Annotated in this window: 21 protein-coding genes; 8 read left to right on the top strand and 13 right to left on the bottom strand. The window is 45.2% G+C overall.

The window, feature by feature from the left end; translation table 11 throughout:
* Window positions 1-14: 14 nt before the first annotated feature.
* Window positions 15-560, bottom strand: a complete 546-nt coding sequence (locus AAAA78_RS13635; RefSeq protein WP_340592601.1) for a TIGR03546 family protein — start codon at window positions 558-560, stop codon at window positions 15-17.
* 71 nt (window positions 561-631) lie between these two features.
* On the opposite strand from AAAA78_RS13635, the gene AAAA78_RS13630 reads away from it, so the two are divergent.
* Window positions 632-1,618, top strand: a complete 987-nt coding sequence (locus AAAA78_RS13630; protein WP_340592600.1) for an HAD-IIIA family hydrolase — start codon at window positions 632-634, stop codon at window positions 1,616-1,618.
* Here AAAA78_RS13630 and AAAA78_RS13625 read toward each other — a convergent pair.
* From AAAA78_RS13625 to AAAA78_RS13615, 3 genes are read right to left on the bottom strand one after another with little or no spacing between them, the layout of a single operon-like run.
* Window positions 1,615-2,607: a lysylphosphatidylglycerol synthase transmembrane domain-containing protein gene (locus AAAA78_RS13625; protein WP_340592599.1), complete on the bottom strand. Its 993-nt coding sequence runs from the start codon at window positions 2,605-2,607 to the stop codon at window positions 1,615-1,617. The two genes, AAAA78_RS13630 and AAAA78_RS13625, sit on opposite strands and share 4 nt — an antisense overlap.
* Window positions 2,608-2,643: 36 nt before the next feature.
* Entirely contained in the window at window positions 2,644-3,495 is an 852-nt protein-coding gene (kdsA, locus tag AAAA78_RS13620; protein ID WP_340592598.1) for a 3-deoxy-8-phosphooctulonate synthase, read from the bottom strand.
* Entirely contained in the window at window positions 3,495-4,604 is a 1,110-nt protein-coding gene (locus AAAA78_RS13615) for a DegT/DnrJ/EryC1/StrS family aminotransferase (RefSeq protein WP_340592597.1), read from the bottom strand. The genes kdsA and AAAA78_RS13615 overlap by 1 nt, the downstream gene beginning before the upstream one ends.
* A gap of 201 nt (window positions 4,605-4,805) precedes the next feature.
* On the opposite strand from AAAA78_RS13615, the gene AAAA78_RS13610 reads away from it, so the two are divergent.
* Complete coding sequence (locus AAAA78_RS13610; RefSeq protein ID WP_340592596.1) at window positions 4,806-6,224, top strand: mannose-1-phosphate guanylyltransferase/mannose-6-phosphate isomerase; 1,419 nt, start codon at window positions 4,806-4,808, stop codon at window positions 6,222-6,224.
* 63 nt (window positions 6,225-6,287) lie between these two features.
* Here the strand turns inward: AAAA78_RS13610 and AAAA78_RS13605 are convergent, their stop codons facing one another.
* Window positions 6,288-7,106 (bottom strand): murein L,D-transpeptidase catalytic domain family protein, encoded by an 819-nt coding sequence (locus AAAA78_RS13605; RefSeq protein WP_340592595.1) that lies wholly within the window; start codon window positions 7,104-7,106, stop codon window positions 6,288-6,290.
* Between the two features lie 255 nt (window positions 7,107-7,361).
* Here AAAA78_RS13605 and AAAA78_RS13600 point away from each other — a divergent pair, with 255 nt between their 5' ends.
* The 3 genes from AAAA78_RS13600 to AAAA78_RS13590 all read left to right on the top strand — a co-directional run bounded on the left by AAAA78_RS13600 (window position 7,362) and on the right by AAAA78_RS13590 (window position 9,340).
* Entirely contained in the window at window positions 7,362-7,619 is a 258-nt protein-coding gene (locus AAAA78_RS13600; protein ID WP_340592594.1) for a hypothetical protein, read from the top strand.
* A gap of 238 nt (window positions 7,620-7,857) precedes the next feature.
* Window positions 7,858-8,433, top strand: a complete 576-nt coding sequence (locus tag AAAA78_RS13595) for a hypothetical protein (protein ID WP_340592593.1) — start codon at window positions 7,858-7,860, stop codon at window positions 8,431-8,433.
* Window positions 8,411-9,340, top strand: coding sequence for an HTTM domain-containing protein (locus AAAA78_RS13590; protein ID WP_340592592.1), 930 nt, complete (start codon window positions 8,411-8,413; stop codon window positions 9,338-9,340). The genes AAAA78_RS13595 and AAAA78_RS13590 overlap by 23 nt, the downstream gene beginning before the upstream one ends.
* A 51-nt stretch (window positions 9,341-9,391) precedes the next feature.
* On the opposite strand, the gene AAAA78_RS13585 is transcribed toward AAAA78_RS13590, so the two are convergent.
* Both AAAA78_RS13585 and AAAA78_RS13580 read right to left on the bottom strand, forming a co-directional pair.
* Window positions 9,392-10,330 (bottom strand): HTTM domain-containing protein, encoded by a 939-nt coding sequence (locus AAAA78_RS13585; RefSeq protein ID WP_340592591.1) that lies wholly within the window; start codon window positions 10,328-10,330, stop codon window positions 9,392-9,394.
* Window positions 10,308-10,928 carry a hypothetical protein gene (locus tag AAAA78_RS13580; RefSeq protein ID WP_340592590.1) on the bottom strand — a complete coding sequence of 207 codons (621 nt, stop codon included), beginning with the start codon at window positions 10,926-10,928 and terminating at the stop codon, window positions 10,308-10,310. Before AAAA78_RS13580 ends, AAAA78_RS13585 begins: the two co-directional genes overlap by 23 nt.
* A gap of 396 nt (window positions 10,929-11,324) precedes the next feature.
* Between AAAA78_RS13580 and AAAA78_RS13575 the strand changes: the two genes are divergently transcribed.
* The gene (locus tag AAAA78_RS13575) at window positions 11,325-14,657 is read left to right on the top strand and encodes a hypothetical protein (protein WP_340592589.1); all 3,333 of its coding nucleotides are present in this window, start codon (window positions 11,325-11,327) and stop codon (window positions 14,655-14,657) included.
* Window positions 14,658-14,744: 87 nt separating this feature from the next.
* Here the strand turns inward: AAAA78_RS13575 and AAAA78_RS13570 are convergent, their stop codons facing one another.
* Window positions 14,745-16,295 carry an acyl-CoA dehydrogenase family protein gene (locus tag AAAA78_RS13570; protein ID WP_340592588.1) on the bottom strand — a complete coding sequence of 517 codons (1,551 nt, stop codon included), beginning with the start codon at window positions 16,293-16,295 and terminating at the stop codon, window positions 14,745-14,747.
* 128 nt (window positions 16,296-16,423) lie between these two features.
* On the opposite strand from AAAA78_RS13570, the gene AAAA78_RS13565 reads away from it, so the two are divergent.
* A complete protein-coding gene (locus AAAA78_RS13565) occupies window positions 16,424-17,317 on the top strand; it encodes a S1 family peptidase (RefSeq protein WP_340592587.1) in 894 nt (297 codons plus the stop codon).
* The gene (locus AAAA78_RS13560; RefSeq protein ID WP_340592586.1) at window positions 17,314-17,577 is read left to right on the top strand and encodes a hypothetical protein; all 264 of its coding nucleotides are present in this window, start codon (window positions 17,314-17,316) and stop codon (window positions 17,575-17,577) included. The genes AAAA78_RS13565 and AAAA78_RS13560 overlap by 4 nt, the downstream gene beginning before the upstream one ends.
* Here AAAA78_RS13560 and AAAA78_RS13555 read toward each other — a convergent pair.
* The 5 genes from AAAA78_RS13555 to AAAA78_RS13535 all read right to left on the bottom strand — a co-directional run bounded on the left by AAAA78_RS13555 (window position 17,574) and on the right by AAAA78_RS13535 (window position 24,558).
* Window positions 17,574-18,101, bottom strand: coding sequence for a DUF4383 domain-containing protein (locus tag AAAA78_RS13555; RefSeq protein ID WP_340592585.1), 528 nt, complete (start codon window positions 18,099-18,101; stop codon window positions 17,574-17,576). The genes AAAA78_RS13560 and AAAA78_RS13555 overlap by 4 nt on opposite strands.
* Window positions 18,102-18,194: 93 nt before the next feature.
* Window positions 18,195-19,961 (bottom strand): adenine deaminase, encoded by a 1,767-nt coding sequence (gene adeD / locus AAAA78_RS13550; protein WP_340592584.1) that lies wholly within the window; start codon window positions 19,959-19,961, stop codon window positions 18,195-18,197.
* A gap of 10 nt (window positions 19,962-19,971) precedes the next feature.
* Window positions 19,972-20,787: an XdhC family protein gene (locus tag AAAA78_RS13545; protein WP_340592583.1), complete on the bottom strand. Its 816-nt coding sequence runs from the start codon at window positions 20,785-20,787 to the stop codon at window positions 19,972-19,974.
* Window positions 20,780-23,104, bottom strand: a complete 2,325-nt coding sequence (gene xdhB, locus AAAA78_RS13540) for a xanthine dehydrogenase molybdopterin binding subunit (RefSeq protein ID WP_340592582.1) — start codon at window positions 23,102-23,104, stop codon at window positions 20,780-20,782. Before xdhB ends, AAAA78_RS13545 begins: the two co-directional genes overlap by 8 nt.
* Window positions 23,095-24,558: a xanthine dehydrogenase small subunit gene (locus tag AAAA78_RS13535; RefSeq protein ID WP_340592581.1), complete on the bottom strand. Its 1,464-nt coding sequence runs from the start codon at window positions 24,556-24,558 to the stop codon at window positions 23,095-23,097. The genes xdhB and AAAA78_RS13535 overlap by 10 nt, the downstream gene beginning before the upstream one ends.
* Between the last annotated feature and the right edge of the window lie 193 nt (window positions 24,559-24,751).

Raw genomic sequence — 24,751 nt, 5'->3', positions numbered from 1 at the left:
TTGTGCCTCTTGTCCTAGCCGTAAAGTTCGTCGTACTTTAGGTACCAGTTATAGAATTTCGTAGCGGCAAATGCTTTCCAGAATTTCGTTCCTTTAAAGCGCGCGACAACAGTGGCGCGATACTTGATAATGGCAACTTTAAAACCGAAATAAGCAAACGGCAGAAGGATGACGGAAACAATCATCGAACCCATCACGATGCTGTTATTAAAACGAGTCATCGGCACAAACGGCATATTGTACATCGTTGTGAAAAGGGGACGAAGATTTTCCATCTCAAGAACCGCTTTGCCTAGATAGTGTGCCGGTTGGTCAAAGAGATACGCGACAAATTTAAAAAAGAAAGCGGCAAGAAAAGCGGCGCCGATTTGCACGCGGAAGATGAAGATAATAAAAAACACGGCGAGAGTTTGGATTGATAAAACGGGAGCAAAGCCCAAGATCAATCCCAAAGAAAGTCCTATCGCCAGTTGATTTGTTCCTGTGTCTGAATTCAGGAGCTTCAGGAAGTTAAAAATCTGCTTCAATAAAAGAGTCACAAATTCCTCCGTCTTTTGCATAAGATTCTAATAAGTATAAATGCAAGGCGGCAAGTAGAAAGCCGACGACAGAGGAGGCAACTTGTCGTAGGATGCCAATGATGCAGTGGGAAACTTTAATCTTAGAAACAGTTCAGTTGGGCGGCAGTATTGTCTTTGTTGAGGACAAGGCTCCGAAGGATCTTTCCGCTTGGATGATGCCTTTTCAATCATTGTTTCTAGGCGAGATTCCCTTTGTTAAACGTCGTGCTCAAGATCTTCTTTCGGGTCGTTTGCAAACATCGTTTCAGGATCTTGTGATTCTTTTTTCAGAACAAGATGAGATTCTAACGAAACTTAATTCTGTGCTTCAGGGGCAAAGACTTTTACTTTCGCCCGATGCTGTGACTGAGAAAAATCCTTTGATTGATTTTATCTGGTCAGGCTGTGATCTCAAAACTTGGACCGAGGCTTTGCAAAGGCTTCATGTCAGTTGGAGTCAGGCATCTGCGATAGAAGATTATCAGGGCAGTCATCAAGGGCCTTGTCTGTTTTTAGATCGAGATGACGTGGTTGTAAAAAACGTCCCTTACAATCGCGATCCTAGTCTTGTTGAACTGATGCCAGGTATTGACGGTCTCATGAAGAAAGCGCATGCGCAGGGTTTCTGGGTGGCTTTAGTCACAAATCAATCTGGTCTTGGACGTGGTTGGATTCCTTGGACGGATTATCAAAAGGTGCATCAAAAGATGTTATCCTTGTTGGCTGAAAAAGGTTGTTGGATTGATGAGTGCGTGTGGGCGGGTTTTTATGAAAAAGAGCCCGTGCCGCAAGGTCGTCAATATGCGGGCCTTCGCAAACCACGCACGGGAATGTTTCAGCTTGTAAATGCCAAGCTCAAAGTGAATATGGCAAAGTCGGTGATGGTGGGAGATAGCGCTTCAGATCTCATCGCCGCTTTTGGCGCCGGTGTTGGACGTCTTTATTTATTGTCTTCAGAAAAACTAGAAAAAGAACAAAAAGATCTTTTGCAGTTCCAGTTAAAAAATCCTTCTTTCCAGTTTGCGGTGGCGAAGGATTTTTCTCAGGTGCAAATTTAATTTGCGGCAATCTCTGTGGTTTCTACGCGATCTTTACGGCGTAGATAGAAGAAGGCACCCCATAAACTCATCAGAAATGTTCCGACTTGGAAAGCCGTAATGCTTGTCGGGCCGATCTCTGAAGGGTGTCCTGTGTAGAGATTAAATAAGAAATAAAATGCGGCTTGTCCTACGCCCACTCCCGCAGGGGAGATAGGAATAGCTGTCGCCATAAAGCCCAGTGGTGCCACTAGGAAATAAGTTTTGGCCGGTACGTCGTTGAAGCCCGCCATGCTGCCTGCAAGATAAAGAAATGTGATGGCGCATGCTTGAGAAACAAGGCTTAGGAAAATCACGAGCAGAAAACGTTTTCCATCTTTTCCATAAAGATGCATGCTTTCGTAAAGCTTCATAAACTTTTCTGAAAGAGGAAGTTTATTGATTAACCTTTTAAGTCCGCCGTTTTGATAAACCTTCTGAGAGAAAATCAAAGAGAGCGCAATTACAAACGCCACAAACAGTCCCGCAATAAACCATAGAAGCGTTAAAAGGGCGGGGGTCTTCATGATGTGATTGATGTCGTACACCATCACCACGAGCGCCAAAAGAACCATCGCAAAAAGTCCCAGCACGCGATCCATCAATACACTGGTCACAGCCACAACTTTGCTGCCGGGATTTTCGCGTGTGAAATAATAAGCTTTAATAACGTCGCCACCGACCCCACCGGGCATGGCAAAGTTAAAGAAGGTGCCGATAAGGCTTAATTTAAAAACGGACCAGGGATGCGCTGTCATGCCTTGAGAGCGAATCAGAATGCGCCAACGTTCGCTGGCAAAGAAAAGGTTCAGCAGAACTAAAAACAACGCCAAAGCCGCAGCACCAGGAGTGAGCAGATTTTTGAGAGCGGAGAAATTAAGTTTTCCTGATTGGATGAGCCAAAAAATAATACCTGCAGAAAACAGGATTTTTAAAGACTGAACCAGGAGCTTTTTAGATTGCTTAACCATGGTTCAGTCTTACTTGAAAATAACGGGGAACTCTACTTAGAAATGAGTTGTCCAGATTTTTTTAAGGTTCGTTAGAACTGTTTCGAGGTTTCTCAACGGCAAAGACGTTGGACCGTCGCAAAGAGCTTTCTCTGGGTTTGGATGAGTTTCCAAGAAGATACCATCCACACCCACAGCCATTGCAGCACGAGCCAAAGGCCATACCATTTCGCCACGACCGCCGCTGCTTTCACCAGTAGCACCCGGCAATTGCGTTGAGTGCGTGCAATCCATGATCACAGGGAAGCCAAGGTTGCGCATCTCTACAAGTCCGGTCATATCGTTGATAAGACGGTTGTAACCGAAAGTCGTTCCGCGTTCGCAAAGAAGGATTTTATCATTCCCTGCGTTCACAGCTTTTTGAGCAATCGCTTTCATATCCCAAGGAGCCAAGAACTGACCCTTTTTGATGTGAATGATTTTGCCCGTCTTTGCTGTTTCGACCAAAAGGTCTGTCTGACGAGACAAGAATGCCGGGATTTGCAGAACGTCAGCAACTTCCGCTGTTTCTTTCACTTGAATTGTTTCGTGCACGTCCGTCAAAAGGGCACAGCCAATTTCGCTTTTGATTTTTTCCAAGCTCTTAAGAGCCGAGTTCACACCAGGACCGCGGAAGCTGGAAGCGCTTTGACGGTTGGCTTTGTCGAAAGAACATTTCAAGATCCAAGGAATACCCAAAGACTTTGTGATTCTCTGGATTTCTTTTCCTGTTTCTAAAACCATTCCTTCATCTTCGATAATGTCAGGACCTGCGAAAAGAACAAAATTCTTTCCGTCGCCCCAAGTGATCGTTTCGTTGCCTGTCTTCATAACGACAGGCTTTTTAAGAGGACCGAATCCTGTTCCCATTAAAAGGCTCCTTTAACAGCCGCGATGATTTTATCTTGAGTCGCGTTGTCCATATCAGGGTACATCGGCAAGCTGATTACGTGCTCTGCAGCCCAGCGTGCGATTGGAAGTTCTTGTTTTGGATCTGCTGTGTGTTCTTTGTACCAAGGTTGATCTGGCATGATGCGAGGGTAGTGGATAGATGTTGGAACGCCAGCGTCGGACATTTTCTTTTGGAAGCCCGCGCGATCTTTCACAGTCAATGTGTATTGCGCCCACGCTGATTTGCAAGAAGCGTCTACGAACGGAGTTGTGAAGCCTTCGGCCTTGATAGAAGAGAAAGCATCGTTGTAGCGATCAGCTACACGTTGACGTTGTTCCAATTCCCAATCGTATCTTTCCATTTTCGCAAGAAGAACCGCGCATTGGATTGTATCCAAACGACCGTTGATACCCAAACGAGTGTGGTAGTAACGAGACTCAGAACCGTGCTCGCGGATTTCTTTGATGATTTTTACAAGATTGTCGTCGTTTGTGAAGATCGCGCCGCCGTCACCGTAGCAGCCCAAAGGTTTTGCCGGGAAGAAGCTTGTGCCTGTTGCTGTTGTCATGCTTCCGCTGCGGTGATCTTTGTAGCGAGCGCCGAAGCTTTGTGCGGCATCTTCGATCACGTGCAAGTTGTGCTTTTTCGCGATCGCGTTGATTTTATCCATGTCAGGCATTTGACCGTAAAGAGACACAGGCATGATCGCTTTTGTACGAGGAGTGATCGCGGCTTCAATTTTGTTAGCGTCGATGTTGAAAGTTTTTGGATCGATATCAACGTAGATTGGTTTTGCGCCGGCAAGAACGATTGTCTCTGCTGTTGCGATGAAAGAGAAAGCTGTCGTGATAACTTCATCACCTTGACCGATTCCCAACGCCATCAAGGGAACCCACAAAGCATCCGTACCGTTCGCAATTGTAAGGCAGTGTTTTGTTCCAACATATTTTGCAAGAGTTTGCTCAAGCTCAACAACTTCAGGGCCGTTTACGTACGCACCGTGCTCAAGAACTTTGTGAATGCGAGAGTCGATAGACGTCTTCAAAGCTTTGTACTGAGATTTAAGATCGATAAAAGGAATAGACATTAGTAGCCTCCAAAAATAGTAAATTGAAACATGAAAAAGTATCCTCCTCTTCGAGGGAAATGTCTATCAGGACAAGGCTTTACGGCTTTGGGTCGAGAGCTTTTTGGCCAGTGTTGTGAAAGTGCCACGGCCCTTTGTTTACAAAAGTCCTCAGTTTTTTGACGAATCGAGCCAAGGTGTGACTATAATTACGCACTCTCGGTGTTTGGTGATATAGATTATGAACTCAGCTCGGAGGTAATTTTGATCCCGGTAATACTGTCAGGGGGAAGTGGAACACGTCTTTGGCCCGTTTCCCGCCAGCATATGCCTAAACAATTTTGTGATATTTTCGGCCAACCTCTTCAGACTTTGACGTTGCAAAGATGTTTGAAGATGGGATCTCCGTGGATTGTAACGTCCAAGGCTTTGCAAACTTTGACGGAGCTGAATCTAAAGCAGAACAAAGCTGACAATGTGCGTGTGGTGTATGAGCCAATGGGTAAGAATACGGCGCCCGCAATTGCGGCTCTTTGCAAACTTTTGGTGTCGCAAGGAAAAGCCAACGAGATCGTGGGAGTCTTTCCTTCCGATCATCTGATCAGCAAAGAAGAAGCGTTTTTGAACGTGGTCTCTTTCGCAAAAACCGTGGCGGAAGAAAATCGCATAGTAACCTTAGGGATTACTCCTTCGTATCCAGAGACTGGCTACGGCTATATTCAAACTCGCGCCGTGAGCCTTAAAGAAAAAGGGCCTTTGAAGGCGTATTCGGTTGTGAAGTTTCACGAAAAACCGGATTTGCAAAAGGCCAAAGAATTTATTGCGCAAGGAAGTTTTAGCTGGAACGCGGGGATCTTTGTTTTCAAAGTGTCTCACATGGTGAGCCTTTTTGAAAAACATCAGCCGGAGTTGTGGAAACATATTTCCAGTCTTAAAGACGATTCTTCCAATTTAGAAGACGTGTATTCAAAAGTTCAAAGCATTTCTATCGACTATGCAATCATGGAAAAACTGGGCGGTGATGAGCTGGCTTGTATTCCTGCCGAGTTCGGATGGAGTGACGTGGGTTCTTGGGATGCTGTCGCGTCTTTGCAAAAGGGCCATGAGATTTTGAACGTCAAAGGCCAAGATAATTTTGTTTTTGGCGATGCCGGGAAAAATTACTCCATGATAGGCATGGAAGACGTGATTCTTGTTGATACGAAAGATGCCTTGATGCTTGTGAAGAAAGGGCAATCGCAAGACGTGCGCCATGTTGTTGAGGCTTTGACTCAACAGAAATCTTCTTTAGTGAAAGAACATGTTTTTGAATACCGTCCTTGGGGCTATTTTGAGATTCTAAAAGACACGGAGTTTTTTAAATCCAAAGTGATACGTGTAAATCCGCATTCTCAGATTTCTTATCAGTCCCACGCAAAACGCGAGGAGCACTGGACGATCACACGTGGTTCCGGTGAAGTGGTTTTAAATGATGAGGTGATTCCTGTGAAAGCCGGAAGCCATATCCATATTCCACTTGGTGCGAAACATCGCATTCGCAACAATACGGATGCGGTTCTTGAATTCGTGGAAGTTCAATTGGGATCTTATTTTGGTGAGGATGATATCATCCGTTACCAGGATGATTATCAAAGAAAGTAATTTTTGAAATTTTTGGTTGAGGCTGCTTAATGCAGGTCTCAACCAAAAGTAAGTCTGTATATTTTATTTTTTCTTCTCGGCCTGAACTTCGGCCAACGCTTTACGAACGGATTCTTCTTCCTCTGGCAAATCAACATCTTCTTCGTCGTGATCCGTTGTTACTTCTTGCAATGTAGGGTTTTTCGCAGCACTGCCAGTAAGGTCTTTATGGTAAGCGTAGATGATGCCGCCTTCTTTGAAAGTCGTGATCATTTTGTTGATAATTCCAGGAGCTACAGCTGGACAACCCCAGCTTCTTCCCAAGCGACCGCGCGCTTTTACGTAGTCTTCAGAAACATAGTTGGCAGCATGAACGACAATGTCGCGTTCTGCCGCGTTGCTGTTCGAGCCTTCGAGGCCATAAAGATTTAAAGATTCTCCGTGACCACCGTAGTAAGTGTTACCACCAACGTAAAGACCCAAAGAAGACATCTTAGATCCGTCCACGTTTGAAAATTTTGCGGCCACGTTAACGCCGGAGCCTTTGCCATGGGCTACGAAATGTTTGGACACGGCTCCGGTTTTAAGATTCAAAACATAAAGACGGCGCTCGCTAGAAGGTTTTGAGAAGTCGATGATCGCAAGTGATTCTTCTTTAATCGTAACTTCGCGGTCGTCCATATAGGTCTTGGTTTTTTCGCGAATTTTAGCCTTCACGCGAATGGTTTTACCTGCGTTCACATCGAGGAACTCAAAAGCTCTTTGCATTGCCGGTTCAGGCACGCCCTGTTTTTTAAACATGTCGTAAATGCGCGTGCCATTGACTTTAATATCATAGAGGCTTTCGGCGAAACTATTGAGGCTTAGAAGAGTGATCGTCAAGATGCTTAGAATTTTGATCATGGCAGGTCCTTATCTGTTCACGTTCAACACGAAGGGAACGTATACAAGGGACATGCCATTCATTTTGGACCCATAATATTTCTAGCTTTGAGCTGGCAACAGTGGGGGTGACATTAAAGGGCCTTTCGCCCAAAGGTTTGACGGGTGTCCTCTGTAGTTCCACCAATGCTGCGGGTGCTGTGAAATAGCAGATTTTTAAAAAACAATGTTGTCGATAATTTATGACGAGGAGTAAAAAAATAAAAAGGAGTTTTTATGAAGTCTATTTTAGGCGCATTGGTTTTACTTTCTTCTTCTATGGCATTTGCCGCAAAAACATATCAAGTGACGGGTCCTGTCGTTGAAGTGACTGACAGCAAGATCATCGTAGAAAAAGGCAAGGATAAATGGGAGATCGAAAAAACAGCGGCTACGAAAGTGACTGGCGATCTTAAGGTCGGAGAGAAAGTGACGATCGAATACACAATGGCGGCCGACAAAATCGAAGTGAAAGAATCTAAAAAGAAAAAGTAAGAGTTTCTTAACGTCTTTGTAATTTTAAAGAGGAAGTTCTTTTGGGAACTTCCTCTTTTTTTTTTGAGATCCGGCTCTCAAACGCTGGAGAGCTATCGAAAAAAATCCTTCTTGGATTTTTTAAAAATCCGAAATCTATCTTCGTTTTATTTAATCCGTTTTAGAGTGAATGGCATTGCCCGATTTCGGAGCACTCAGTAGATTCTCAAGCTGTTTAATAACAGGAAAGCGAGTGCGTATGAGAATTCTAGTGAAGACTCTTGTATCGATTTTCATTGCTGCTCACATCACGATGATGGTGACGAGCGGACTGCCAGATCGAAGCGTGGTAGGACAAAGAATTTTAAATCACCTGCGCGATTATCAGGTGTTTTTTGGCTTGGACCAGACATGGAGTATGTTTGCTCCGAATCCTTCGTCGGTGAACTCGTATTTGGATGCGACAATCACGTTTAAAGATGGCTCCACAGAGAAATGGACTTTTCCGCGTTCGTCTCAACTGAGTGACTGGGATCGTTTCACCGGTGGAGAGCGGTTTCGAAAATATCAGCAAGAAAATTTAAAGGCGATGGAACGAAATGAAATCTGGCTTGATCTTGGGCATTTTCTTGAAAAAGAAGTGAACAGAATTGAACGCTCCGGCCGCGGTCGCGTGTTTGAGCAGGCGCAGTTTTACCGTCACTTCAATACAGTGAAACCTCCAACGGAGCAGTTCATTGAACATGGAAAGCTGAGCACAAATTATCAAACGGAATCTGTTTTTCAATACAAACCTACAGAGCAGGTAAGACATGAAGCTAAGAACGATCACTAAATCTCTTGATGATTTTTTCTTTCTACCGCAACCGGTTCACAGCGTGGCTTTGCTTCGCATCGCCTTCGGTTTTATTTTGCTTCTGAACTGGTTGAGCATTTGGAAAAACCTGGATTTATTTTGGGGGGTGAATGGCATTCTGAGTCTGGATACGGCTGTGAAGTATTCAGGAGCCATGCGCTTTAATCTTTTTGAGTTTCTGCCGAACGATCCGCGTGTGCCGGCACTGATGGCGGTCTTACATCTTATTGGCGTTATTGGTATGACTTTGGGTTTTTTTACTCGCGCATCGTTGTTTTTGACATTCTTTACCTTGCTGTCATTTCATAATCGAAACATCTTCATTTTAAACAGTTCCGACATGGTGGTACGAAACTTTCTGTTTCTGCTTTTCTTTTCTCCTTCAGGTGAAGCGTTTTCTTTGGATCGCTGGATGGCGACGGCACGAGGTCTTGTGCAAGGAGCCCCCAAGGAGAGAAGTCCTTGGGCTTTACGCTTGATGCAGATTCAGTTTTCAATAATTTATCTTGCGACGGTGATGTTTAAGATGAAAGGCCCTTCCTGGGCCGACGGAACAGCCGTGTATATAGCCACTCGCCTGGATGAATTTGTGCGAGTGCCTTTGGATCTTTTAAACAGTCTTATGGTGATTAAATTTTTGACCTGGTCGACCTTGGTGATTGAGTTTTCTTTGGGAACGCTCGTGTGGATCAGGGAGCTTCGCTATTGGGTGCTGTTGGCTGGCGTGGCGTTGCACCTGGGAATCGAATACACGATGAGTATTCCGCTGTTTGAGTGGATTATGATTGTTGCGATGATTTGTATGGTTGATTCACGAGATATCGAAGTTCTGATAAATAAAGTTAAAATATTCCGTCAGGAAAGACTTAAGGAAGCTACGGTATAAGTTGATGGTGAAAAGCCCCGCAGATCGCGGGGCTTTTTTATTGGGAAAGCATTATTTCCCGGCGATTAAGTTTGGAATTGTGGCGCGCAGTCTTTTTTCGCGAAGGAGTTGCATCCAGTGTTGGATGTCTCTGGAATCTATCATTGCGATCATCATCACGATCATCGCCCATTCGAAGACGGGAATGCTCATCGTATATTCGATGCCGAGGTGAAGTCCGATGCCGGCTAACAGCACCCAATAGCGCAACTCTTTAAACCAAACCAGAGTTCCAAGAGCAAGTTCAACGACCAGCGTGGACCAGGTGAGAAGTTTGATGAAAAGAAGACTGTTCAACAAAGGCAACTCGAAACGGACAAACTCATCGAGGCGAGTGGCTATATAAACGGCTGTGCCATCCACCCAACGATCGCCTTTAATTTTAAACATCACCGTTGCGATATAAATCACGCAGAACTGAATTTGGATTAACCGCAGGGCCCAAGGGCTTTTCTCAGGCGGAATAGCGCCGACAAGGCCTTTCGTGCGTTTTCTCCAGTAGTCGACCGAGAAATAATCTCCGCAGTGAGTAAAAATTAGAAAGAATAAAAAGACGCGCAAGACAGAGTCCGCGCTGTTGAGAATAAATCCATTGCGATGATGAAAGGAAACCATGGTGACGAAAGCTACAAAGATCGCCGTGCGTGTCCATGCTCCCACTGTCATGGCTAAAACAGCGATGAGATTAACCGCAGCCAGTACCATCACGGTTTTTGACGTATTTGGTAAATAGTCGAATAAAGAAAAGCGCAGTTGGTTTCCGTATTGCTGAGCTGTCGTAAGAGAGACAATACCTTCCGGTCCATAAAGAGTATCGAGATCACAATAAATCATCATCCAATTGAAGATCATAAGGAAGCCCATTCCAATGCGTAACAGAGCGACGCTGTAAACGGGCTGTGGTGCGAATAAAAAATCATGAAATGCTTTAAAGGCTGTTTTTAGCTTCATATCTCACCTTCTCGACTGTGGGGACGTAATAAAAAACGGGATCAACTTTATAGTAAGTACTGAGTGTGCCATGCGGAATTAATGGTGCTTCCGGAGGAGGGCGCACAACACTGGAGTAGCGGTTGAAAATAATTTGTTTCAAAGCGCGATGATGGCCATCAAGTTCTCGCAGTGTGATCTGACGAGTGATGTATTTAGAAATATCAAACCACGCCAGTTCGTTCTGATTTGGCAGAAGAGTTTCCTGACCAAAAAGTCGATAGCGGTCTCCGACAAGCACACGACGTATTCCTGTCATCAGCGTTTGGCGTGGGAGTGGCCACTGTTCAACGGTACCATCTTCGAAGTGCAGTTCTGCCTGAATGAAAGCGTTCGTGTTCATCGGATTTGGAGCAAACATCGACCATGGTTGATAAAGCATTCCAAAGGCCTGATATCGGGAAATGAGTTTGATGAATCTTGCTCCAAGAGCACTTCGATCCGGTAAACCGTCGGTGATCATGATTCCGACGTTTACTAAGAAGAACATTATAATGATAGTCTTTTGGAAAATTCCAAAAATTCGACGGCATTTGTCTGTTCTAAGAAATTTAAACACTAGAACCCCCTCGAAACTTATTGTTTGTGATTCATTTGGTCTGTGGTTCTTAACATAAATTTTTTCGGAACGTTCTTTACTGTTGTGAAACTAAGATGACATTTCCCGAATTATTTATTTCTTAGCAGCAACACGGGTTGATGATTAAAGCGGCAATCTAGCTGTGTTCCGTAATTGTTTGTGATGATCTCAATTGGCATTTTTCATTCGAGAAATCGTGTGAAAAGAAAAATAATTTGGCGGCAAAGAGAATAGATTGTGTGTTCCAACAGTTGTGAGACTGTCAATTAAATGAATGAAACCATCAATTATTTAAAGTGCCAAACTTGTTTTGTGAGATTTAAAGATTTCCCTCAAGGAACACAAAACAAGCAACAAACACAAAGGAGAATGCACATGACTGGGAAGTCAAGAAAGGTTGTTTTCTTGGCCGGAGTCACGTTGATGGCAAATTTCGCGCTCGCGAATAATCCTTCAGCGAACCCGGCTTGGAAAAATATCAACCCAAATAATCAGGCGGCAAATTCAAATACAAGAACTGTCGTCGATGTTCGTGGGCAAGGGGGATTCATTAATCAAAAACCTTCAGATCAAAACACTGCTGAAGGTCGCTGTTTGATGAACAATGTTTGGGTTCAGTGCTCAGGGGCGAAGTTGAAATTCTTTGCCGCCAACAATGGAAATAACGGCAACAGTGGAGTTGTCGGAAACTCCGGTATTGTTGGAAACAACGGTGTTGTCGGGAATAACGGCAACAATGGTAATAACGGGAACAGCGGTGTCGCAGGAAGTGCGGGTATCGTCGGAAGTTCCGGTCTTCTCGGTGTCACCGGGAATAACGGAAACAACGGCAACAATGGCAACAACGGTGATAATGGAAATAACGGAGTTGTTGGAAGTTCCGGCATTCTTGGAAGCGCAGGCGTTTTAGGAAATGCAGGTAACAACGGAAATAACGGCAACAACGGTGTTGCAGCTTCCAGTGGTATCGTTGGAAATAACGGTGTTGTAGGTAATAACGGAAACAACGGAAATAATGGAAATAACGCCAACAATGGAAACAATGGCAATAGCGGTAACAACGGTGTTGCAGCTTCCAGCGGTATCGTTGGAAATAACGGTGTTGTAGGTAACAACGGCAACAACGGAAATAATGGAAATAACGGCAACAACGGAAATAATGGAAATAACGCCAACAATGGAAACAATGGCAATAATGGTAACAACGGCGTTGCTGCTTCCAGTGGTATCGTTGGAAATAACGGTGTTGTAGGTAATAACGGTAACAACGGTAATAACGGCAACAACGGTAATAACGGCAATAACGGAAACAACGGTAATAACGGTAATAACGGCAACAACGTTAATAACGGCAATAACGGCAACAACGGAAACAACGGAAATAACGGAAATAACGGAAATAACGGCAATAACGGAAACAACGGTAATAACGGCAACAACGTTAATAACGGCAACAACGGAAACAACGGAAATAACGGCAATAACGGAAATAACGGAAATAACGGAAATAACGGAAATAACGGAAATAACGGAAATAACGGAAATAACGGCAATAACGGAAACAACGGAAATAACGGAAACAACGGAAACAACGGAAATAACGGCAATAACGGAAACAACGGAAACAACGGAAATAACGGGAATAACGGGAATAACGGGAATAACGGTAACAACGGCAACAATGGTAATAACGGAAACAACGGGAACCACGGAACAACTGGTTTTACGACGGGATTCGAAACTACCACAGCCGGTGAAACTACGACTGCCGGAGAAACGACCACTGCCGGAGAAACAACAACAGCGGGTGAGACAACAACAGCGGGTGAGACAACCACTGCTGGTGAAACAACAACTACAAGTTCAACAAGCTCAACTGGTTCCACAGCTGAAACAAGCACAACTGGTAAGTTTGAAGAAAAAGAAAAGAACGAACTTAAAGCTAAGTTGAAACCATTGTTCCACTTAAGCTTCGACTACGGTTCTTACATCGTGAACTTGACGCCTCAATTCAGAGACGTTGAGCCGAAATCTTCATTCGTAAAATACGACTACAAACCAATGGCGTCTTCAGATGCTCTGATCTATGGCGATTACCGCGACGGTTTCCAAAAAACTGTTTACGGAAGTCTTGAAGTAGGTTTGGGTGCTCAAGTGCGATTCTGGTTCGACAACGCAACGGGAGTTCTGGATCATTTCTGGGCTTACGTGGGCGTCTTGCCGATCATCGGAAAAGACACAGAGTCGACTCGTTACGTAAGCACACTCGACAAAGCTTACGCGATGGGCGGACGTTGGCAGGTTCCTAAAGCGGCCTCTGACCTTGACAGCTGGGATACTGGCGACAGCATCACATACATGGGTCACGGTGGTATCATCTTCTCTGCTGGAGCAGGTATTGGTCCGGTAGGCGTTGGTGTTGCAAAATTGGCGACAGGTACATGGGAAACTTACGTGGAAAAAGTAGGATCTGACAGAGCTTACGTGAAGATGACTCGCGGTAAACTCGACAGCTTCTCTATGTTCACGAAAGTGGCGATCTTGAATCTTTCATTGAACGAATTCAAATACGCCGATGACGGATTCTCATTCTTGTTTGACTTGACGACGGAGACAGGTAGAAAAGCTTACGAAGATCTTATTCGTGGTAACGTTCTTGCGTCTGAAACTTTCGCAAGCAACAAACCTAGAAACTTCGTAGAAAAAGCACCGGTGTTGAAAGTGGAAACTTTCCGCAACGTATCTACGGGTAAAGTTGTCAGCAAGTCACTTGCGATTCCTATCATCTGGGATAAAACGTACAGCAAAGGTCGTGTGGCTTCCTTCACGACATCTGACATGCATATCGACCGCAACACGGCTCGCGTGCACTACGGTATCTTCTCAGATTCAGAGGACACTCGTTTCTGGTTCAAACATAAAGAAAAAGACTTTATGTTCTACGGAGCGAAATACTCTGTTGAAAACTGGGATACTAAAGCGCGTATGGACAGCATGTTCGGTACATACAGCTACTCATTCAAACACGAGTCTAGTAACGGTGACCGCCTCAGAAAAGGTATTCGTGAACTTGTGAAGAAAACAGGTTTGGATACTTTGATGGTGAGCGTGCCTGACAGAGACTTGGGCTACACAGGCATCGAATTCAACGTGAACTTCAGTGATGAGAACACGATGAGATTGATGATGGCAGCTCAGCGTATGGGCCAAGATGAGTTTATCAACGTGTCGACAGATCAAATTTATGACTACTTCCGTTCAAGCAACGATCCATACGATCTTTGCATCTTGGATCGCGGTGGTCCTTGCGTGAACTCTGTCAACCGTGACACAGCAAATGCTGCAAGCAAAATGTACTACGCTCTAAGAACGATGTACAAAACAATGAACTCGGATCCAAGAGCGTTCGCTACGGCTTATGGTCAGTTCGGTGAAGGTATGGCAGAAAACCTCTTCACATTCAGAGCAGCCATGAAACTTGCAGGTTCTGGTGCGACTATTGATTACTTGATCGAAGGTACAACGATTTCAATGTACTTCCGCGAGTGGACAATCGACTCTAAAGGTCGTTGGGCGCCAGTTATGCAAAGTCCGTTGTATAAAGGACTTCCATTCAAACCAGCAACTCGTCACTCACGAGTGCGCGGTATGATCATCGGTAACTCCGATGCAGGAAAAGTTCCGCATATGACGCCAGTGACTTTCTAATCTGATTGGAAAGATCATAAAAACAAAAGGCCACTGATTAAGTTCGGTGGCCTTTTTTATTCTGTTTCGGTGAGGTGCCCGAAGCGGCTACAGCCCATATTCGTAAACGAGGTTGTCGGTCATAAGATCACCGACCATAAACGCCAGACGTCTTGCGTTGGCTTCCCATTCTTCAGGAGAGCCTTTCGCCAACTGTCCTAAGATTTTTTGTAGTGCTGTCCACTTATCAATAAATGAAGAGACGGACGATTTCATTGCCGGACAATTCTTGAAATATTCAAGAAGGACAGGCAGCGCTTGTTCTTTTTCAAATGCACGCAGCATATCTAAAGAAAGCACATTGGTCGTGCCTTCCCAAATTGAAAACACTTGAGCATCGCGAAGCAAACGAGGAAGACCCGTGTCTTCGATGTAGCCTGCGCCCCCAAACATCTCGACTGCTTCGCTGGAAATCTGAATTGCTTTTTTTGCCGTATAAAGTTTTAGAATCGGAGTCAATGTTCTTAATAAAACTCTTTGTGAGGCGGAAATCTCGCCGACTTCCTCTTGTCCTAAAAGGTGAGAGACAAACATGCAAAATGCAAAACAGCGGCGATAGTCTTCTTCAAGAGCTTTCAAGGTTTCTCGGTGCAGAGGATGATCTATGAGAATCTTACCGAAGGCTTTGCGTTTTTTGGAATAGTCGGTTGCCAAATCCAAAGCACGACGCATGTGTCCGGTCGCGCAGATGGAATTGTAGATGCGAGTGATGTTTAGAACACTTGCGATTTTTTTAATTCCTTCACCTTCGCCGCCGATCATACGAGCGGGAGTTCCTTGAAGACTCAACTCGGCCGTCGGCAGGGCTTTAGTGCCAAGCTTGTCTTTCAGTCGATGGATTTGAATATTGTTGAGCTGTCCTTGCTTGTCGCGGAGTTCAAGATAAAAAAGGCTGAGCCCCTTGGAGCCAGCGGGGGCTCCATCGGGACGAGCCAGCGTTAAGGCCATTTGTGAGGTTGTTGCTGAAGTGAACCACTTAGTTCCGTGCAGCGAGTGTGTCGCTGAAAACAAGCTGGTCTCTCTAAAAGGATGAGCGTCTGTGGAAGTGCCGCTCACATCAGAGCCGCCAGTTCTTTCCGTCATCCATTGTCCGGCCGTCCAAAAGTTTTTTGGATCTTTGGATAAAAGGTGAGGCAGAGCTCTTTCTTTCAGGTCATTGCCAGCATAAATTTCCAGAGCGCGGGCCGCGCCGTCCGTCATTGCTAAAGGACAAGAAAAAATCGCCGAGCTTGGCGAATACAAATAAAGCAAAGCCATTTGATAGACGCGAGAGAAGGCTCCGAACTTTCTTTCATACGCCGTGGCCACGACGCCTTCTTCAGCGGCGACTTTTTCAAGCTGCTTCCAACCGTGAGAAGTTTTGATGTCGTCAATACGACGACCCCAAGGATCAAAAGGAATGTGCTGAGGTGGTTGAGCCTCGGCTTCTTGGGCCCATTGAAGCATGTCTGTGACGGCTCTTTCCCCGAGGTGATCGAGGTGAGGCAGAGCTTCCTTTTGCGCTTCAGGAGGGAGGACTTTTTTTAAAAACTTTTGCAGAGTTTCATCTGCACGATACGTGTTCGATAGGCTTGGGCCGTCTTGATAAAAGTTTTTCATACCCGATAGTTTAGGCTTTCAGAGGAAGGGGGACAAGAATATGTCAACTGCCTCGCCTTTTTTAAGAAAATTCTTGCCGTTTTGTAAGGGAGTGCCTATAAGAGCCCCTCATTTTAGAGGGAGGGGCCGTGGCCCGTATTTTATTAGCTATCAGCTTGATTGCTTTGGTGTCCTGTGGACTTAAATCTCAACCTGAGGTCGAGACGACAACTGGAACGGGAATTATGGGCGGGACTTTGGTTTCGGAAAAAGCTCCTTTGGCTTCCGGAATCGTAGGAATTTATGATCTCCAAGACAACGCGATCTGCACAGGTTCTCTTATTGCGGAAAATTTTGTTTTAACAGCGGCTCACTGCGTGCAAACAAAGCCTTCAAAATTGAAAGTCGTTTTCGGTGTGGACGTCGATGCCGCCATGGCGACTCGTGAGCCTGACGTTCTTCAAGAAGTTGTTCGTAAAGTCGTTGATGTGAAATACCATGACTCTTACAAACCGGAAGAACATGAAGAAAAGCAATCTGACTGGGGCGATATCGCTATCATCAAGTTCGCAGGAACCTTGCCGGCGGGTTACAAGCCTGTACAAATACTTGCGGACTCAAATGTTCTCCGCCGCGGAACTGTTGTCACAGTCGCAGGTTATGGCGTGTCTCAAGTCGATGTTGAACCTGTCGATCCGAAAAAAATTAAAAACTTAGACGAAGCTTTAGAATATGGCGAAGTCATGTGTGACGACAACCTTAAGAATTGCCTTAAAGTTGATATGTCAGGTGATGGCGTTCTTCGTGAAACAAAAGCTCCGATTTCATCTATTCAAATGAGCGAAGTGCGTTTGGATGAGTCCAAAGGTCACGGCACATGCGCTGGTGATTCTGGCGGTCCCGCTTATATCGAGCAAAACGGACAATATTATCTTTTCGGTGTTACAAGTCGTGGCAGCCAACTTTGCGATGGTGTTGGCGTTTACACGAATGCAGTCTACTATAAGACGTGGATTGCGGAAGTAATGCAAAAAATGAAATGATAAAACATATTGAGATCTGTGCGAGCTGCGCAAAAGGCTCGGCTACAGACCCTGGGTTTTCGTTGAAAGACTTCGTCGAAGCTATTCAGCGGGAACTCTCCGAAAGAAAACCGGAAGTTCAATGGCAGGTACAAACGACGTCCTGCCAACGGTTTTGTCCTCCGCAAAAAATCACTTTGATTGTTTCTAACAAACTGACAATGTCCCGCGACGCCACGGTTGAAAGTGTGGTGGAGGAAATCCTTCGTCGCGAAGGTTAAATGCTTTGAAAGCGTTTGAACGTCATCACGGCTCCTAAAATAAATACGGCAGCAAAGATGAGATGCAAAACGTGGTCAACGGTGCCGAACTCCAAAACTTTTGGAATGGCTTTCCAAAGATAGCGGTCTTCTACAATATTGCCGACATCGGGCAGGCCTTCGCGGCCTAAGGCAAATCCGATAATGCCTAAAAGACCGTAAAAAACACCGACGACATAGGCGAATCTTTTCGCGTTAAGCAAACTGTCAAAACCAAACCACAATGCCAAAGCTCCCGAGGCGACGTGAATGGCGTTGTGAGTGTAACTAAGATGAGCGCCCAGAAGATTGTCGACAACAAAACCGACAAGTCCCGTAATCAGTAGAAGTACACCCATGATTACGCAGACTTCCTGGGAGTAATTTTTCTGAATTGGTACAAACGTCTTTGTGGGTTGGGCCTGATATGTTTTTGTCGCTTCCGTGGGAAGTGGAGTTACATTAGAGGGAGGTGTTGTAGGTTTTCTCTGTTTTTCGAGTTCCATAAAAAGCTCCTTCTTTCATTAGAATTATGAGCCTTTGGAACGGCAAAATCATTCAGACCACAAAATATGTGACAGAAAACAGCAAGAGGCTTGTTAAGCCTCTTGATAAAGAGGAATGAATTCAAACTTTGTCACGTCGACAAGACCTCGGTCCGTCAGTTTCAATGTCGGAATCACCGGAAGAGCTAAGAAGGCCATCTGAATAAAAGGTTCATCCAGTACGACCCCTAGCTTGCGGAAGGCTTGCTTCAAATCTTCAATACCGGTTTTAATTTCCTCAGCACTTTGCAGACTCAAAAGTCCTGCGATAGGCAGTTTCACAAGCGCTTGCACTTTTCCTTGATCGACAACAACGAAGCCGCCGCCACAATCAATGAGGCTGTTTGCCGCAAGAGCCATGTCTTCGGCGTTGGTGCCAATCACCATAAGATTGTGTGAATCATGAGCCACAGAACTTGCTAGAGCACCGCTTTTTAAACCAAGGCCCTTCACCAATCCTAAGCCCGGTGGCAAACCTTTGCCGTAGCGCTCGATGTTCGCCATATAAAGAACATCATTTTCTAAGAACTTTTGACCGTCATAACGAACAGTTAAGTGTTTTGTGATGATTTCGTGAGGCACGATCTCAATCACATTGTAGCCCCCCGCAGTGAGTTTGTATTGAAGATCTGCGGCAGTTAAAGGCGCGCGCTTCATTGTGTTTTCTAAGGGTGGGAGAGATTTTTTTAATTTTTCTTGAACATGATCTTTCAAAGAAAGTTCTGAAACGAATTTTCCACGGATCATCACTTCTTGAATGCGGACTTGTTTTAAATCTGAAAGTAAAACCAAATCTGCCTTCTTACCTGGAGCGATCAGACCTAAACGCTTTAAGCCAAAGTGTTTGGCTGCTGAATAAGTCGCGAGGCGATAAGCCACATGCACTGGAACAGTGTGCTTATTAATGAGTTCGCGGATTAAAAAATTAATGTGACCTTCATGCGCGATTTCAAAAGGATTGCGATCATCCGTGCAAAGAAGACATTGCGCAGATGAAAAATCGTTTACTAAAGGCGCAAGCGTTTTTAAATTTTTTGCGACACTGCCTTCACGAATGATCAGGCCCATTCCTTTTTGCAGTTTTTCTCGCCCTTCTTCGATCGTCACGGTTTCGTGACAGTTTTGAATTCCAGCCAGAAGGTAGGCATTCAAAGCTTTACCTCTTAACAGAGGCGCATGGCCGTCGAGGTTCAGATCGTCAAAGGCTTCAATTTTCGCGAGCACTTCTTTGTTCGCGTGAATTACGCCTGGGAAATTCATCATTTCAGCTAAGCCCAAAACGGAAGGATGGTCCTTGTGCTTTTTCATTTCCTCTAAAGGAAAATCACTTCCTGTTGTTTCAAAACCGGGAAGAGCGGGCACACAAGAGGACATTTGCACAAAAAGATTTTGGTGCATGAGTTCTGAGCTTCTTAAAAACCACTCAAAACCTTTTGCTCCCAGAACATTTGTGATTTCGTGCGGATCGCAGACGGCTGTGGTAGTGCCTAAAGGTAAAGTCGCTTTTTCAAATTCAAACGGCGACATCATTGAAGATTCAATGTGCAAGTGTCCGTCAATAAAACCCGGTGTCACGAAAAGACCTTGGCCGTCGTAGGTGCGTTTCGTAGGACTGCCAAGATATTCAAGACCCACGCCGACGATGTATTCTCCGCCAATGGCAATGGCCGTGGGATAGGTTTCTCCGGTGATCACATCCAGCATTTGGACATTGGTGATAAGCATATCAAGTTCTGCATCACCACGAGCTTGAGCCAGACGTTCTGGCAATTCTTGAGAGGAAATTTTTTGAGTTTTCTTTTTTGCCAAAGAAGTGGCCATGGATGTTCCCTTATGTTGAAGCTTCGTTGCTTCTACCAAAGATCTGATCTTTTGTTCTTAAAATTTGCGCAATGATGCTGAATGCGATTTCAACTGGAGAGTTGCCACCAAAGTCTTCACCCATCGGGCAATAAAACTTTTCAATCACGTCTTCAGGAATGCCGGCTTGTTTTAGATCGTTGCGCAGGCGTAAATACTTTTGATGGCTTCCGACGTTTCCAACATAACTGAAACGATCACGGTGTTTCATCGTTTCAATTAAAACGGGTAAATCCGTACCGTGTCCCATCGTCATCAGTGTGACAAAAGATCTTTCAGGAAGTTTTGTCACTTCGCTCGCCATATCTTCTGTACAAAGAGTCGTGAGTTTAGAAGATGTCGGAAGCTTATCCAGCCATTCACGGCGCGGATCAAAACAGGAGACCTTGCAGTCGAGTTTCAAAAGCAGACGAACGAATTCTTGAGCAATGTGGCCTGCGCCAAACACTGCAACATGAAAGGGGTGCTCTTGTTCAAAGAGTTCAAAAAAGAAACTCACCACGCCACCGCAAGTCATACCGATGTCTTTTTGTAAGTTCCAATCGGTAAATAAGTAACGCGTTTTTTCTGTGATCATTTTTTTGGCTTCTTGGATGGCGCGGTTTTCAACCTTGCCACCTCCGACGGTTCCGTATTCAAGGCCGTTAGCGCTGATGATCGCGCGGGCTCCAACCTCTTGCGGGGAAGAGCCGATTTGTTTTACCAAAGTGACAACAACAAAAGTTTTGCCTTTTTTTTGAAGGGCGGACATTGCGCCTAGAAAATCTTCGAAATTTCCTTTACTCATAGCGAGCTAGCTCCATTAAAAGTTCTTCGGGTGTTGCAGGAGATTTAATATTTGGAATTTTTGACGTCTTGTATTTCAAAGCATCTTTCAAGGCCGTCCATACGCTGATTCCCAATAAGAACGGTGGTTCACCGACGGCTTTCGAGCGGTGGACATTCTGACGGTTTTCGTGATTCTCAATAAATTCGATATTGAAAACGCGAGGGGTGTCTTGAATGTTGGGGATTTTGTAAGTCGTTGGAGAGTGACTCAAAAGTCTTCCGTCTTTGTTATAGAAAAGTTTTTCGGATGTTACCCAACCCATGCCTTGTACGAAGGCGCCGGTGACCTGACCGCGATCAATACCAGGATTTAATGGACGTCCCAGATCCATGAGAATATCCGTTCTTAAAACTTTGTATTCTCCGGTCCACGTATCAAGTTGCACTTCGCTTAATGCCACACCGTTTGTGAAATAACTAAAAGGTGTTCCCATACTGCGGGCTTTATCGAAACCAAGACCTTCCGTTTTAAAGTGAGCGTATTCTCCTAAGGACATACGATTTAGATACGCCTTCTTTACAAGATCTGCCCACGGCAGTGTTTGGCCTGATGGTAAGTGTTTGACCTGCCCATGATTGAAATCAAAATCTTCAAGGCGAAGAAGTTTTTCATCAACAGGTGGACACTCGGCGATATCGTTCATTGGTGTGCCAGCAATAATATTTTGAAACAACCAAGCTAAACGTTTCTTAATTTCAAGACTGGCTTTCAAAGCCGCTGAACCGTTGATATCAGAACCACTCGACGCTGCTGTGGGCGAAGTGTTGTGATTCTTCTCTGTGGAGGTCGCCATCACTTTGACATCGGGAGCGGGAATGCCAAAAGCGTGAGCCACGATTTGTTGAATCTTGGTGTTCACACCTTGGCCCATCTCCGTTGCTCCCGTTGAAACTTGTACAGTTCCATCTTTATGCACATTCACCAAAGAGTTTCCTTGATTTAAGAAACGAGCTGTGAAGGCGATACCAAACTTTGTCGCCGTCATCGAAAGACCGCGAACCTTGCCGTTATTAAGCGAATTGAATTTTTCAATCTCTTCACGACGTTTAAAATAATCGCTGTCATTTTTCAGACGAGTGAAAAGTTCTGGCAAAGGATTGTGATCTAATTTTTGGCCGTAGTGAGTGACATTGTTTTTTTCTTGGCCATAGCAGTTGCGCTCGCGCACTGTCAGCGCATCTATGTTTAAATGCTTTGCGATGTCTTCAATAAGACTTTCAATGGTCATGGTGCCCTGAGGACCACCGAAGCCGCGGAAAGCGGTGTTCGAGTGCATATTTGTGCGAACGACAAAGCCTTCAATGTGAGCATTGGGAAGATAGTAAGCCCCATCAATATGAAACATCGCTCGATCTAGAATAGAACTTGAAAGATCGGCATAGGCACCGCCATCAGCATAGAGCTGGGCTTTGAGGCCCAAGATGTGACCTTCGTTATCGAAACCGATTTCATAGAAATTTTTAAACGGATGGCGTTTTCCTGTCATCACCATGTCGTCGTCTTTTGAAAGGCAAAGGCGAGCAGGGCGTTGCATTTTTTGCGCAACCAAAGCCGCCATGGCGGCAAACGGGGCCGCCTGACTTTCTTTACCGCCGAAACCTCCGCCCATGCGTTTGACGATGCAAACAACTTCGTGCAGTTGCAGGCCCAAAGCTTCTGCAACCACGTGTTGAGTTTCACTGGGATGTTGAGAGCTTGAGTGAATTTCCACCTGGCCGTCTTCAAGCGGGTAGGCAATACAGGCTTGCGACTCCATGTAGAAGTGTTCTTGGCCGCCACACTCGAAAAATCCTTGAAGGCGATGCGGAGATTTTTTAAGAGCGTCATCAACATTACCGCATACGAAAGCATTGGCTTTGTAAATAAACTGCTGCTTTTCGATGGCCTCATCAATAGTCAAAATCGCAGGCGCTTTTTCAATTTCAAATTTCACAAAAGGTTTAGCGCGCAGCAAAGCATCCATGGATGTGCCGACCAAAATCACAGCGGGCTCGTCATAGTAACCGATTTTTTGATCTACCAGGATGGGCTGCTCGGGAACAATGGTTCCCCACATATTGTGATGCAAATCTTTGGCTGTGAAGGCCGCTAAAATTCCGGGAGCTTTGATGGCGGCTTCCGTATCGACTTTCTTTAAAGTTCCGGCTGCGGCGGGAACGCCGATAGGTAAAACGAAAACTTCTTTTTGTGTCAAAGCGCGATCGTCAATAAAAACACTGCCGCCAGTCACGTGACCGCGAGACGAATCATGGGGAATATTTTGACCTATGGACATGCAGTGGCCTCTTCCTGAAGTTCAACAAAACATTTATGGAAAAGATTTTCGGCGACTTGCAGACGATAGTCTTCCGTCGCACGCAGATCGGAAATCGGTTTGATATGTTGACGGGCTTCTATCCCCGCGTTTTTGAAAACTTGTTCGGTGAACTGAGCCCCTTGCAAGGTTTTTTCAATCTGGGGCAAGCGCACCACTGTGGGACCTACGCCACCTAAAGCAATGCGCGCTTCTTGAATGCTGTTGTTTTCAATTTTTAAAGCTGCCGCAAAAGTCACTGCCGAAATATCAAGGTCTTTACGAAGGGAAACTTTATAAAACTTCGTACGCCAAGTTTTTGCCAGGTGAGGAATCAAAATTCCAATGGCTATTTCTTCCGGCAAAAGATCAAAAGACTTATATCCCTTATAGAACGCCGTCAGAGGAACAACTCTGTGACCCTTGGTGGATTGCAGATGAACTTCTGCATTCAAAGCCAAAAGACCCGGAATGCTGTCACCAATGGGAGAACCGTTAAGCACGTTGCCGATCAATGTTCCCTGGTTTTTGATTTGTGGGGAAGCAAAGACGCGCATCAAGCGAGTGAGTTCAGGATGATATTCTTCGGCGAAGTTTTCAAACTCCGTCAAAGAAATTTTTGCGCCCACCCAAAGGCCTTTGTCCGTTGTTTCAAGCTTTCCCATTTCAGGAATGCGGTTGATGACCAAGACTTGATCTAAAAAAGATTTTCCTTTGTTGTGAAGGACTCCTAAGTCTGTGGCACCTGAAACCAAACGCACTTGCGGAGTTTGCTCCTTAATACGCAAAGCCTCATTTAAATTTTTTGGAGCGGAGACTTTCTTTTGAGTCCCTTGAATTTCGATCACATCGTCTGCGATTTTTTGAAATGAACTTTTAGAGGCGCTTGTGTTGTATCTCTCACTTAGCGGCTGCCATTTTTTTAAATCCATGTGCAGGGCTGAATTAAGAATCGGCTCATAGCCCGTGCAGCGGCAAAGATTTCCTGTCAGATGATTGCGCGCTTTTTTCTCGGTGATCGGAGTTTTTTTCTGGACGCAATTTTCTGCGAGTCCTGAAAGAGCGCAGACCATTCCCGGCGTGCAGTAACCGCACTGGCCGCCGTGAAATTCACGCATCTTACTTTGTACTTCAGTTAGCTCTTCCTCCATGGCGAGGCCTTCCACCGTGACAATCGAAGCCAGGTCGAAAAGATAAACGGGAGCGATGCAGGAATTCAAAGTTTGAAAGGCTGACCAAGACTCCTCATTCCAACGCGCCACAAGAGACGTGCAAGCTCCGCAGTCACCTTCAGCACAGACGACTTTTGTTCCCGGAAGAAGAGCGTGATAGCGAAGATATTGCGCCAAAGGCAGAAAAGCTTCGTCGCCGCCAATGGTGTGTTCGACACCGTTGATAAGAAGATGGATTTGATTACGAATTGTTGATTGCGCCATTTAAAATTGCTCTCACAAAATGACAGTCAATACAAGACTTATTCATTGTGAGGCGGCAAAAGCGCTGGGAGTTCTTACCAACTCTCATCGGAAAAGGAACGCAGCCGGAACGGCTTTGCTATGTCTTTCATCCGTTGGCTTGCTTCTCTGAGTGGGTTGGCTCTTCATAGAGGGCAAGAACAACTCACAACAA

It is taken from the genome of Bdellovibrio sp. BCCA (assembly GCF_037996825.1).
GTDB lineage: Bacteria > Bdellovibrionota > Bdellovibrionia > Bdellovibrionales > Bdellovibrionaceae > Bdellovibrio.
This window is presented reverse-complemented; position numbering and strand designations above follow the sequence as displayed.